This is a genomic window from Phycisphaerae bacterium (assembly GCA_012729815.1).
In the GTDB taxonomy this organism is placed as follows: domain Bacteria; phylum Planctomycetota; class Phycisphaerae; order JAAYCJ01; family JAAYCJ01; genus JAAYCJ01.
Genome location: JAAYCJ010000069.1, coordinates 1 through 12,678, shown reverse-complemented (window position 1 = coordinate 12,678; position 12,678 = coordinate 1). Strand labels below are relative to the sequence as shown.

The 12,678-nt window shown below is 64.4% G+C and carries 8 protein-coding genes and 1 tRNA gene; 4 read left to right on the top strand and 5 right to left on the bottom strand.

What is annotated here, in order from left to right:
- A partial coding sequence (locus GXY33_05220) for a Gfo/Idh/MocA family oxidoreductase (GenBank protein ID NLX04526.1) occupies window positions 1-1,146 on the bottom strand: 1,146 nt, incomplete at its 3' end.
- A gap of 119 nt (window positions 1,147-1,265) precedes the next feature.
- Between GXY33_05220 and GXY33_05215 the strand changes: the two genes are divergently transcribed.
- Both GXY33_05215 and GXY33_05210 read left to right on the top strand, forming a co-directional pair.
- Window positions 1,266-4,577: a hypothetical protein gene (locus GXY33_05215; protein ID NLX04525.1), complete on the top strand. Its 3,312-nt coding sequence runs from the start codon at window positions 1,266-1,268 to the stop codon at window positions 4,575-4,577.
- Window positions 4,578-4,646: 69 nt separating this feature from the next.
- Window positions 4,647-6,635 (top strand): hypothetical protein, encoded by a 1,989-nt coding sequence (locus GXY33_05210; GenBank protein ID NLX04524.1) that lies wholly within the window; start codon window positions 4,647-4,649, stop codon window positions 6,633-6,635.
- 60 nt (window positions 6,636-6,695) lie between these two features.
- Here the strand turns inward: GXY33_05210 and GXY33_05205 are convergent.
- The 3 genes from GXY33_05205 to GXY33_05195 form a co-directional block, all read right to left on the bottom strand.
- A tRNA-Lys gene (locus GXY33_05205) sits at window positions 6,696-6,768 on the bottom strand.
- 113 nt (window positions 6,769-6,881) lie between these two features.
- Window positions 6,882-7,649 (bottom strand): sugar phosphate isomerase/epimerase, encoded by a 768-nt coding sequence (locus GXY33_05200; protein ID NLX04523.1) that lies wholly within the window; start codon window positions 7,647-7,649, stop codon window positions 6,882-6,884.
- 90 nt (window positions 7,650-7,739) lie between these two features.
- The gene (locus GXY33_05195; protein ID NLX04522.1) at window positions 7,740-8,234 is read right to left on the bottom strand and encodes a helix-turn-helix transcriptional regulator; all 495 of its coding nucleotides are present in this window, start codon (window positions 8,232-8,234) and stop codon (window positions 7,740-7,742) included.
- 534 nt (window positions 8,235-8,768) lie between these two features.
- On the opposite strand from GXY33_05195, the gene GXY33_05190 reads away from it, so the two are divergent.
- Both GXY33_05190 and GXY33_05185 read left to right on the top strand, forming a co-directional pair.
- Window positions 8,769-9,776, top strand: a complete 1,008-nt coding sequence (locus GXY33_05190; GenBank protein ID NLX04521.1) for a zinc-binding alcohol dehydrogenase — start codon at window positions 8,769-8,771, stop codon at window positions 9,774-9,776.
- 33 nt (window positions 9,777-9,809) lie between these two features.
- Window positions 9,810-10,832, top strand: coding sequence for a zinc-binding dehydrogenase (locus tag GXY33_05185; GenBank protein NLX04520.1), 1,023 nt, complete (start codon window positions 9,810-9,812; stop codon window positions 10,830-10,832).
- On the opposite strand, the gene GXY33_05180 is transcribed toward GXY33_05185, so the two are convergent.
- Window positions 10,798-12,678: hypothetical protein (locus GXY33_05180; GenBank protein ID NLX04519.1), on the bottom strand; the 1,881-nt coding region annotated here is incomplete at its 5' end. The genes GXY33_05185 and GXY33_05180 overlap by 35 nt on opposite strands.

Here is a 12,678-nt window from a genome sequence, read left to right as displayed (position 1 = left end):
GGCGATGCAGACGGCGACGGCTTCGGCGCTTTCGTGGACGGTGGCGCTGCTGGTTTGGCGGCCGGTGGTGACGGCTTCGATCCAGTCGCGGATCAGGGCGAAATCGGCGCCGCCGTGCGTGCCCGGCTGGACCGGCAGTTGCTCGGGTCCGAACTTTTCGACGCGGGAGGGATGGTAGATCACCAGTTCGACGGTCTCCGGCGTGGCGTAGACGGTGCCGAGGCTGCCGGTGATCTGGAGCGGGCGGCGATTATCGCCGAAGCATTTGAGGGTGAAATCGGCTGTCGTCCCGTCCTCGTATTGGATGATGACCGTCTGGTGGTCCACCTGCTCGGCTCCCGAGTTCCAGACGCACAGGTCGCCCTGGCCGACCGCCATGGTGTCCTTGTCGACCACGTACGGCTTGGAGGCGAAGTGGGCGCCGAAGAAGGGGCAGGTGGATGCCTGCGGGCACGCCTGCGAGCAGATTTCGGGCAGATCGGGCCGCGGTTTGAAATAGTCGGCGCCGCCGAAGCAGGCGACGGACCTGGCTCGGACGCCGCCCATCATCCAGTTGATAATGTCGATATCGTGGCTGCACTTGGCCAGCAGGAACACGGTGTTGCTCCGGTACATGCCCGGTCCGCGGCGGTAGTAGCCGACGGTGTGCTGGTGGTCGATCTGCTCGACGGCGTGGATGTGCAGGAGGCGGCCGAGCACGCCGGATTCGGCGATCTCCTTGACCTTCCGGTAGGAAGCCAGATAGCGCATCGAGTGCGGGACGGTCAGAGGAACGGGGTTGCGGTCGTAGGCGTCGCAGATCTGGTAGGCGTCGCGGAGGCTCGTGGCCAGCGGCTTTTCGACGATCAGAGGCAGGCCGCGTTCCAAGGCCGGCACGGCGAGTTGGGCGTGCGTGCGTTCCTGGCTGATGACCCAGACCCCGTCGACGTCCAACTCATGGATGTGGCGGTAGAAGTCCTCGCCGGACTCGAAGATTCGACATTCGGGGCCGAACCGTTCCTTAGCCCATTGCCTCTGTCCGGGCTGCGGGTCGGCCACGGACACCACGCGAAGCTGATCGGGATGCTGCAAGGCATACTCCGCCATGCCGCCGGCGCGTCCGCCGAAGCCCAGGATCGCGATCTTGACCGGAAGGTCCTTTTTCATGGAAGATTCTCCAACCAAAGCCGAAACCGAATTCCGGCACAGTTTAGCATTTATTTCGCTCAGAAAAATGATATACCGGGCCGAGTCACACAGAAAAGTGCCAGAGGAGAGATCGAATCATGGCAACGTCACACGGATCGAAGGGCAATGGGCGGAACGGGGAGGACCGGCTGTGGGAGGCGTTTGCCGCCCCGTCGGATGCGGCCCGGCCGCACACGTTCTGGCACTGGATGAACGGCAATGTCACCAAGGAAGGCATCACCGCCGACCTGGAGGCGATGGCCAATGCGGGCATGGGCGGGGTCTATCTGTACATGGTCGAGGGCAAGCTCACCGAGTCTTTGCCGGTCTACGTGGACAGACCCGTTCGAATCCTGACCCCGGAGTGGTTCGCGATGATGCGGCACGCGGCCGAGGAGTGCAAACGCCTGGGCCTGGAGCTGTCGCTGATGAACTGCACCGGCTGGTCCACCTCCGGCGGGCCGTGGGTGCCGCCGGAAAAATCGATGATGCGGATCGCCTGGAGCGAGACGTATCACAAGGGTCCGGGCCGGATCGCGGGTTCGCTGCCGCTTCCGCCGTGCGACTACGCCTGTTACCAGAACCTGACCAAGCCGTATCCGCATATCCACGAATCGGTGCCTCCGGAGAAACGGTTCTACCGCGATATGGCGGTACTGGCGTATCGTCTGGATCCGTCGGCGGCGAAGGCGGCGGCCTTGTGGCCGCCGAAGGTATCGTGCAGCGAGCCGGACCAGAATCCCGCCCACGCGATCGACGGCGACGGAAGCACTGCGGTAGGAGTTGAAACCGGCGGATTTGTGCGATTTGAGTTTCCTGAGCCGGTGGTGGCCCGAGGCGTCGAATACCTGGGCGATGGATGCGAGCTGCAAGCGAGTGACGACGGGTCGAACTGGAGCAAGGTGGCGGACCTGCCCGGCCCACGGGCCTGGGGATTCCCGCAGACCTTGCCCGTTCCCGAGACAAAGGCCCGGTATTTCCAATTGCGGTTTTCCGGGGATGCCTGCATGCGGCACCTGAAGCTCTCGGGCGATTCCCTGGTGCAGGACTACGGCCCGAAGGCGGCCTTCCACGGGCTGTGGGTGGACTCGAAAGTGGCGGAGGATCGGATCGGACCGCCCACGCCCCCGTGGGCAGCCGCCACCATTCGCTCGAACGACATTCTCGATCTGACCGATCGCCTCCGGGCCGACGGAACCCTCGATTGGGAGGCCCCGGAAGGCGAGTGGATGATCGTTCGTCTCGGCTGCGCTCCGATCGGGCGGCTCAACGCGCCCTGCGCTCGGGAGTTTGCCGGCCTGGAATGCAATAAACTCGATCCGGAGGCGGTGGCGCTCCACTTTGACGCCTATACCGGCCGCGTGGCCGACGAACTCGAGGACCTGATCGGAACGGGCTTCCACTACGGCTACGTCGATTCCTGGGAGGCGGGGGATTTGAACTTCACGCCTCAATTCATCGAGGAGTTCAAAAAACGTCGCGGGTACAATCCGGTTCCGTTTCTCCTCGTCCACGGTGGCGGCCGCGTGGTCGACAGTCCCGCTATCGCGGACCGATTCCTCTGGGACGTCCGTCGAACCATCGGCGACCTGATCGCGGACTACTACTTCTCCAAGCTTAACGACCTGTGCCACGCCCGGGGCCTGAAGTTCCAGGGCGAAATCTCCGGCGTCATGCAGCAGGTGACGGCCGATCAGTTGCAGATCAAAGGCCGGTGCGACTTGCCCATGGGTGAATTCCAAATGCCCAATTTCCTCTACGGTGACCACTGGGCCCGGTGGGACCCGGTCGAGGCGGCGTCGGCAAGTCACATCTACGGCCGGCCGGTGGCCGCGGCGGAAGCCTTCACCACCTTCTGCCGATGGCAGACCGATCCGTACGGCCTGAAAGGGATCGGCGATCTGGCTTTTGCCATGGGCATCAACCGCCTGGTCTTCCACTCCTGGGCCCATCACCCCTGGCCGGACCGCGCTCCCGGCATGACCATGGGGCCGTTCGGCGTCAACTTCAGCCGGATGAACACATGGTGGGGCCGGCCCGCCAAGGCCTACGTCGATTACCTCCGCCGATGTTCGCAACTGCTCCAGCAGGGCCGCTTCGTCGCCGACATTCTTTATTTCTACGGCGAAGGGGCGCCGAACACCCTGCCGTCGAAGAACCTGATCCGTCCGGCCTTGCCCGACGGATACGCCTACGACGGCTGCGACGCCGATACGCTTCGAACCCGCGTGGAAGTCAAAGACGGCCGCCTGGCCCTGCCGGACGGCATGAGCTATCGCGTCCTGGTCCTCAAGGACGATCCGCGGTTGACGCCGGAGACGCTGGGAAAAATCAAGGCCCTGGTCCAAGCGGGCGTGACGGTCATCGGGCCCAAGCCGCAGGAATCGCCCAGCCTGATGGACTATCCCCGCTGCGACGAGCGGGTACGGGCCCTGGCCGACGACGTGTGGAACCGCGTGACTTGGAACCGGCCTGTCGGCGAAGTGCTCAAGTCCATGGGCGTCGAACCGGACGTCGAGATCATCCGTCGCGACGGCGGTGACGGACCCGTCGAGTGGACCCATCGCCGGACGGACGGTGAGGAGTGGTATTTTATCTCCAATCAGCAAAACATCATCGACCACGGCTCGTCCCTGGAAATCTGTGAACGGCGATACGACTCCTTTGCGATCAACGACCTGGCGAAGGACACGATCCGGATGGAAGTCAGTCTCCGTGTGGTCGGCAAACAGCCCGAATTGTGGGACCCGGTCACCGGTACCCGGCGGGACCTGCCGGAGTTCCGGACCGAAAACGGACGCACGATCGTACCCCTGACGTTGCCGCCTTCCGGCAGTTGCTTTGTCGTCTTTCGCCGGACCGTCCCGGCAAAAACCAATACGGAAGCCTCCAGGAATTTCCCCGAACTCAAGCCGATCGTCCCGATCGACGGGCCTTGGACCGTCGCATTCGATCCGAAGTGGGGCGGACCGGCCCGAGTCGTCTTCAATACCCTGGAGGATTGGACTACCCGGCCCGAGCCGGGCATCAAGTACTATTCCGGACGGGCGACCTACAAAAAGAACTTCGACGCCACCGAGGCCTTTCAAACGAAGAACCAACGGGTCTTTCTCGATCTGGGACGATTGCGGTCCCTGGCCGAAGTCCGACTCAACGGCCGTGACCTGGGTGTCCTGTGGTGTCCGCCGTGGCGGGTCGAAGTGACGGGTCTGCTCAAGCCGAGGGGCAACGAATTGAAGATCGACATCGTCAACCTCTGGGCCAACCGGATCATCGGCGACCTGAACTTGCCCGAACCTCAACGCCTCACCTGGACTTCCCTGCAGGAAACCATCGGAGCCCTCAAACCCGACAACCGCCTGGTTCCCTCCGGTCTGTACGGCCCGGTGACGCTGGCTGTGGAGGAATGACGGACTTCGCCGTACAATCATCATCCGTCTTGAGTCGCAGCGGCAGACCTCATCTTGGAGCAAATGGAAATGGCAAAACGGAATCTGAGCTTCCCGTCGCGAACGGTTCATCTCGATTTTCACACCGGGCCCGACGTTCCCGACGTGGCAAAAGACTTCGATCCCAGATCGTTTGCCCGGACGTTCAAGGAGGCCCACGTTGACAGCGTGACCCTGTTTGCCAAGTGCCATCACGGGCATTTATACTACGACACCAAGCGTCCCGAGCGGCATCCCTCGCTGCCCAAAGGCCTGGACCTGCTCGGTGAGCAGATCGAAGCCCTGCGCAGCGTCGGCATCCAAACGCCCATCTACATCAGTGTGCAGTGCGACGAATACGCCGCCAACACGCATCCGGAATGGATCGCCCTCACCCCGGACCTCCAGCAGGTCAAATGGCTCTCATCCGCCTTCACGGCCGGCTGGCAGATCATGGACATGTCCAGCCCGTACCAGGACTATGTGGCCGACCAGATCGCGGAGATACTCAAGCGCTTCGCCCCGGTCGACGGGCTGTTCCTCGACATGTGCTGGGATCAGCCGAGCGCGAGCAAGTGGGCGATCGACGGCATGAAACGCAAGGGCCTCGACCCGCAGGACGAAGCCGACCGCAACCGCTACGCCCGCCTGGTGGTCCACGAGTACATGGCCCGCTACAACCGCCTCCTGGACCGGTTCCAGAAGGGCCGTCCCAGCCACGGCATCTGGTACAATTCGCGGCCCAAGGCCCATCTGGACGTCGAGAAGAAGTTCCTCCGCCACGTGGAGATCGAGAGCCTTCCCACCGGCGGCTGGGGATACGCATACTTCCCCTATGTGGCCCGGTTCATCCGGCCGTTTGGCCTGCCCACGCTCAGCCACACCGGCCGGTTCCACAAGAGCTGGGGTGACAACGGCGCCCTCAAGCCGAAGGCCGCCCTCAAGTACGAGTGCTGCCTGATGCTCAGCCAGGGGATTACCTGCGGCGTGGGCGACCTGCTGCATCCCCGCGCCGCCCTCCATCCGGCCACGTACAGGCTCATCGGTGACGCCTATCGGTACATCGAATCCTGCGGGCCGTTCGTGGCCGGCGCCAAGATCATGAGCGAGATCGCGGTCGTCGTCGATCCGAAGCTCGGCGATCAGCCGGGACCGGCGGGGCTGGGAACCATACGGGCCCTTCAGCAGCTTCGCCATCAGTTCGATCTGCTTCCGCCATCGGGCGACGTGAAGCCCTACAAACTGGTCCTGATCCCGGAAACGACAAAGGTGGATGCCGACTTGCGGACCAGACTGCGGGCCTACCTGAAGGCCGGCGGATCGCTGATCCTCTCCGGCCCCTCCGCCTTGGATGAGACCGGCCAGCCGGTGCTGAAGGAACAGGGAATCTCGACGCACGGCCCATCGCCGTACAGCCACGTCTTCCTGCGGCCCGGCCGGGAAATCCAGGCGGGAATCGATCCGTTCGATACCGTGATGTACGAGCGGGGATTCCGCATGACCGCCGCGAAGGGATCGCAAGCCCTCTGCCGCGTCGTGGAGCCCTACTTCGAACGGTCATACGATCGCTTCAGCGGCCACGAGTACACGCCGCCGGACTGCCTCTCCCGATTTGCCGCCGCGGTCCAGCACGGATCGGTGATCACCTTCGCTGTGCCGATCCTGGAGGCGTTCGGGAAGCACGCCAACGTCGCCTATCGGCAGATTCTGGGCCACTGCATCGACCGCCTGTTGCCGCGCCCGCTGGTCCGCGACCAGGGGCCGGTCCATCTGGAGGCGACGGTCGCCCGTCGGCAGCGAACGTTGGTCGTCCACCTGATCAGCTACCTGCCGTCGCGGCAAGCGGAGGGGCTGGACCTGGTCCACGACCCGTTCCCGCTGGTGGACATGCCGATCGCCGTGCGGACCGACCGAAAGCCGCACCGTCTGACGTTGCAGCCCGAGGGGCGAGAGATACAGTTCGACTACCAGGACGGCTATGTCCAGACCCGGGTTACCGTGCTCGACGGCCACGCGATGCTGGTCGTTGAGCCGGCCTGAACGTCGACTCCGCGAGAGCGTCGGCAGGGACGGGGAAAACGACACGAGATCGAAACCAAATGAGGGCGCTGGGACTCGAACCCAGGACCTACGACTTAAAAGGCCGTTGCTCTACCGACTGAGCTACACCCTCATTATTGCTTAAACTGCTAAAGCTGCAATGACGTTGACGGCACTAGGGCCGACAACCTCCCACAGCCTATCTGGTCAATTGAATTCCGGCGGCGGGATTTTGTCAAGAGCGTATCAGGCCTGCTTGAAAAGACGTTTGAGATTCTCGAAGCTGATCTTCATGCTCTCGATCGGGTCGCCGGGGCAGACATCCTGCTCGACCGGGTACCACTGCGTGCCGGCGTCGCGGCAGGCCGGCAGGATGGCCGCCCAGTTCAGGTTGCCTTCGCCGATTTCCATGTAGGTCGGCTTGTTGTCGACAATGCCGTAGTCCTTCAGGTGAACCAGGGGCAGGCGATTCTTGAGCCGCCGGCACCACCCGGCCGGGTCGCCGCCGCCGTGCTGGACCCAGTAGGTGTCGATCTCACCCTGGAAGTACTGCGGATCGGAGTTGTCGTAAATCAGTTCCAAGCCGGTCTTTCCGCCGTACTTCTGGAATTCGAATGAGTGGTTGTGGTAGCTGAGGGTGATGCCCTCTTTGGCGAGCCGCTGTCCGACCTTGGACATTTCCCTGGCGAACTGGACGTAGCCGCTCTGGTTTCGCATCTTGTCCGGGGTTACGGGCACGGCGATCTGCGTGCAGCCCCAGACCTGGTGCTTGGCAATGACCTCGGTCAGCTTGTTCATCAGGTCGTCATATCCCGTGTGCGAGGCGCAGATGACCAGGCCCAGATCGTCGCAGAGCTTGCGCAGTTCCTTCGGATCGATCGGGCCGATGCCCGAAACCTGAACGGCCGGGTAACCGATCTGGCGGACCTTCTTGAGGGTCTCGGCGATGTCGGCGGGCGTCTTGCACAGATCGCGAAGCGTGTAGAGCTGGGCGGCAACCTTGTCGATGGACATCTCGCGGGCCTCCTGTGAACGTTAAACGGCCCATGATACCGGCCGTCGGATCGGATGCAACGCTTTTTGACGCCAAATCGGGGTCCGGCCTCAAGGCCTCTGTCGGCGGGCGAAGGCCCGGGGTGAGAGAGCGGTCTGACGGCGGAAGCGTCGGATGAAGTAGCCGACGTTGTCGAAACCGAGCCGCTGGGCGATCTGGGCGACGGTCAGGTCCGAGTCGCGAAGCAGGAGCTTGGCCCGCTCGACCCGCAGGGCGCTGAGGTAGGCCAGCGGCGAGAGGCCGTACGCGCGTTTGAACCGCCGGCAGGCGTGGGCATAGCTGCAGCCGAGTTGCTCGAGGGCGGACTGGATCGAGACGGCCTCGCGAAACGGCTGAAGCGAAAGCTGGTCGAGGCGCCGCCGGACGCGGGCGGCGATGGGGTCGCCTTCGGGTCGGCTGGAGGGCGGTTCGCCGCTTCGATCCAGCAGTTCCACCAGCAGCTCGAGCAGCAGGCCGCGGGCGGCCAAGCGGTCGTGACGGCCGCCGGAGTTCCAGCGGGATTGGAGACGCTGGTGCAGATCGAAGGCGGCGGAGGGCGAGGCGATCGGACCGTGGAGGATGGTCTTGGGCACAAACGCCGGAGCCGGACGGTATAACTCCGGGCGGACCGGGCCCGGATGGTAGGTCAGGACGGGCGTCTCGCCGATTGGGCCCTGGTAGCTCCAGTCGAAGTGGACCCAACTGCGGGCCACGGCGGCCGGGCCGGATTGACGCGAGACGTGGAGCCGGCCGGGCGGCACGATGATGAAGCTCTCGGGCGGGCACTCGAAGCGATCGGCGCCGATCTCGACCAGGCACGTGCCGCCGGCGAAGAGCACCAGTTCGTGGTCGTAGATCACCCGCAGAGGCTCGATCCAGCCGCGCGGGGCGGTCGAGCCGCCGATCACACGCGGGCAGGGCGAGATGCGCAGAAGCCAGTCGTTCACAACGGACCCTCCTTCGTCGGTTCATTGGATCATTTTCGTACCATACTTGTCAAGAATGTTCCCTTGAACAGGTCTACAGGATTTGATTTGCTGACAGGGTGCGGCGTTGAAATGTCATTTACGTACGATCAGACGGCGAAGGAGAAACCACGGATGAAGGCCCAGGCGCTGGTGTGCACGGAGCAGCAGGAGTTTGTTCTGGATGAGGTGGAATACTCGCCGCTTCAGCCGCGGGACCTGTGGGTGCGGGCGCTGCGCACCGGGGTGAGCATCGGCACCGAACTGCTGCTGGTGCGCAGCCAGGTCTCGTGGGGGCCGTTTCCGATCATCACCGGGTACCAGGGCGTGGGGATCGTCGAACAGGTCGGTTCGGCGGTGAAGGACTTCGCGGTGGGTGACAGAATCTACTACCGCGGCTGCAGTGCGGGAATCACGTGGCAAGGCCGGCCCGTCTCGGCGACGTCGGGAGCGCACGCCTCGCACGTGGTGACCGATTCGACGAACGTGCTGCACGGGCCGGCGAAACTGCCGGAAGGCGTGGACGAGGAGGCGGCGTCGCTCTTCGTGATGCCGTCGGTCGGACTGAACGGCGTGAACATGGCCGGTGTCGCGATGGGCGATCGGGTGGTGGTGATCGGCGCGGGCCTGATCGGTCTGGGCAACGTGGCGACGGCCAAGCTGCGCGGGGCGGTGACGGTGGCGGTGGATATCGACGATCAGCGGCTCGCTGTGGCCAGGCAACTGGGCGCGGACCACACGATCAACTCTTCGCGGGAGGACCTGGACGAACGCATGAAGCAGATCGTTCCGGACGGGGCGGACGTCGTATTCGAGGCGTCGGGCAATCCCAAGTGCGTGGATTTGGGGATCGCCTTGTGCCGGCGGGAAGGTAAATTCGTGTTCCAGGGCAACTACGGCGCCGGGCCGCTGAGCTTCCGGTTCCTCGAAGCCCACAATCGCCGCATCAGGGCGTTTTTCCCCTGCGATGACGGCTATGTCCCGTCGAGGCGGACGGTGATCAAACTGATGGCGGAAGGGGCGCTGGACTGGGGACGGACAATCACCCACCGACTGGACGCCCGCGAGGCCCCGAAGTTCTACGACGACGTGAATCGCGGCCGGGTGAAGAACTTGCTCGGCGCGGTGATCCGGTGGAGCTAGGCTCAGGACGCAAACAACCATGAGGGCAAGACGATGAATGCAGCCGTAGTGGAAGGTCCGGGAAAACTGGTGGTTCGCGACGTGCCCGATCCGCGGATCGGCGAGTTCGACTGCCTGTGCGATAATCTGTACGGGGCGACGTGCAGCGGGACGGACCTGCACATCATCGCCAATCATAAGATGCCGTTTCCGATCGAATTTCCGACCATGCTGGGCCATGAGACGATCGGACGGGTGATCGAGGTCGGGCCGAAGGTGCGGTACCTAAAGCCCGGCGATCTGGTCACGCGGGTGATCAATCCGGAACAGGGCGACCTCAAGAGCAACTGGGGCGGTTTCGCCGAGCGCGGCGTGGCGGCTGATCACCGGGCGATGCTCGAGGCGGGGATCGATCCGGGCTGGTCCACCGGCATTCACCGCGTGCTGCCGGAAGGCACGGACCCGGCCAAGGCGACCATGATCATCACGTGGCGCGAGACGTTCAGTTTCATCAGCCGGATCGGCGTGCGGGTCGGCTCGTCGGTGCTGGTGATCGGCTCAGGCGCCAACGGTCTGGCGTTCGCCAACCACGCAAGCAACTTCATGGCCGGCCGCGTGGCGATGATCGGCAGCGCGAAACGCCGCGAGGCGGCGGCCAGGGTCGGCGTGACCGACTACCTGCGCTACGACGCCGAAAACCTGATCGGCGAGGCCAGGGGCCGCGGATTGGACGGTTTCGACCTCATCATCGACGCCCTCGGCCGTCAGGGCGTGCTCAGCGGCGCGATCCCGCTGCTCAAGTCGGGCGGAACGGTCAGCGTCTACGGCATGGACAGTTTCGGCGACACGGCGATCAACCCGATGCAGCCGGTCAGTTTTACCGTGGCCAACTCCGGCTATCAGGAGGGCGAAGGCCACGATCCGGTGATGCGGTGGCTCGAAGCGGGCTGGCTGCGGGCCGAAAACTACCTGGACCTGGATCGGGTTTTTCCGCTGGAGGCGATCGGCGAGGCGTTCGAGGCGGTTCGGCGGCGCGAGCTGATCAAAGCGGTGGTGCGGCTGGACGCGAAGAGGTAGACGCCCTGGTGCGGCGCCGCGGCGGTTCCGGCGAGGCCGCTTCAGCGGTCGGGCCGTCGAGGAATCTGCGGACCGTCTCGATCATCATCCGCTTGTTGCCGAACGCCTGGTGTCGGGCGGGAAGGGAACTGAGGAACTGTCGGCCGTACTGGCGGGTCAAGACCCGCCGGTCGGCCAGAATGACCACGCCGCGGTCATTGCGGTGGCGGATCAGCCGGCCGAAGCCCTGCCGCAGCCGCACCACGGCGGAGGGAACGCTGTAGTGCATGAAGGCGTTGCGGCCGGAGTGCTCGACGGCTTCACAGCGGGCGGCCACGATCGGATCGGTGAACACCGCGAACGGCAGCTTGGCGATGGTCAGGCAGCTCAAAGACTCGCCGGGCACGTCGACGCCTTCCCAGAAGCTGTGCGTGCCCAGCAGCACCGAGTGGACCACCCGCCGGAACACCGAGGTGAGCTGGTCGCGCCCGCCGTCGTGGCCCTGGCCCAGGACCGGATAGCCCGCCGACTCGACGCCGCGTTTCACATCCGGATAGACCATGTTGAGCATCTGGTACGAGGTGAACAGCACCAGTCCGCGGCCGCGGGTGGCGGTGTGCAGGTCGATCAGCAGGTCGGTCAGTTGTTGCTCGAAGGTTCCGCCGTTGGGCCCCGGTTCGGGTAGGAAGGTGGGCACGCACAAAAGCACCTGCCGATCGTAGTCGAAGGGCGTGCCGACGTCGCACTCGATGATCCGCTCTTCCTCCAGCAGGCCGGTGCCGATCCGCTCGCTCAGGAAGTCGAAGCGGTTGCCGACGGTCAGCGTGGCTGAGGCGAAGATGATCGACTCCTTCTGGTCGTAGAGATTCTCGAGCATGACCAGCGAGATGTCGATCGGTGCAGCGGCCAGGCTGTAATAGGGTCCGGAGGCGTCCTGCTCAGCCCAATAAACGTAGTTTTCATCGTCGCCGGCCACCACGAACTCGATGTCCTGCGAGAGTTCCTGGGCCTGCTCCAGGTGCGAGCCCAGCTCGCGGACAAAGTCGAGCCGGTAGAGGAAATCGCGGTCGCCCTCGATCTCGTCGAGCTTATCGTGCACGGATCGAAGCCGCGAGGTCAGGTCTGCCAGCGCGCTGACCGCGGCCTTCTTCTCGTAAATGATCTGCTCCCAGACCTCGTCCGGCCGGTCCTCAGCCCGGTAGCGGACCCGCTCGTCGCGCTTGCCGCCGAAGGCCAGGCTCAGGGCGTTAAGGAACATCTGCCCAGCCTCCTGGACCACCGGCACGAGCTTGCTGCACTGCTCGAGTTGTTCGAGGATGTCCTTTTCGCTTGATCGTACCACGCGATCGCCCGCGGTCATCCAGTAGGCGATATTGGCCAGCAGTCCGCGGGCCGAACCAACCCGCCCGCGGCGAAAGAGCCGGTCGAGAAATCCGGTGAACCGCCAGCGGTCGATTCGCCGGCCGAGATGCTCGGTGGCCACCGCTTCGATATTGTGGGCCTCGTCGAACACCAGCCGCTTGTACTCCGGCAGCACCGGCGACGGCAGCCCCATCTCCGAGAACACCACCGAGTGGTTGGCGATCACCAGGTCGGCGGCCAGGGCCAGCGCCCTCGCCCGCATCAGGAAGCACTGGCGGAACTGCCGGCAGCGGCGATTGAAGCACTCGGCCCCGGTCGAATAGAGCCGTGGCCAGAGGCCCGGGGCCGGGCTGGCCAGAAAACCGCTGTTCTCGGAGATATCGCCCGTGGCCGTCCGCGAGATCCAGGTCAGGATCGGCAGCAGGGCCAGCCGATCGTTCTCGGACAGCTCGCGCTCGGCTTCGCTCAGCAGGTACGCCAACTTGCGCGGACAGATGTAGTTGGC

What these genes read in the sequence shown, in the direction of transcription:
- GXY33_05215 (NLX04525.1), top strand. Translation starts at nt 1,266, where the DNA reads ATGGCAACGTCACACGGATCGAAGGGCAATGGGCGGAACGGGGAGGAC.
- GXY33_05210 (NLX04524.1), top strand. Translation starts at nt 4,647, where the DNA reads ATGGCAAAACGGAATCTGAGCTTCCCGTCGCGAACGGTTCATCTCGAT.
- GXY33_05200 (NLX04523.1), bottom strand. Translation starts at nt 7,649, where the DNA reads ATGTCCATCGACAAGGTTGCCGCCCAGCTCTACACGCTTCGCGATCTG.
- GXY33_05190 (NLX04521.1), top strand. Translation starts at nt 8,769, where the DNA reads ATGAAGGCCCAGGCGCTGGTGTGCACGGAGCAGCAGGAGTTTGTTCTG.
- GXY33_05185 (NLX04520.1), top strand. Translation starts at nt 9,810, where the DNA reads ATGAATGCAGCCGTAGTGGAAGGTCCGGGAAAACTGGTGGTTCGCGAC.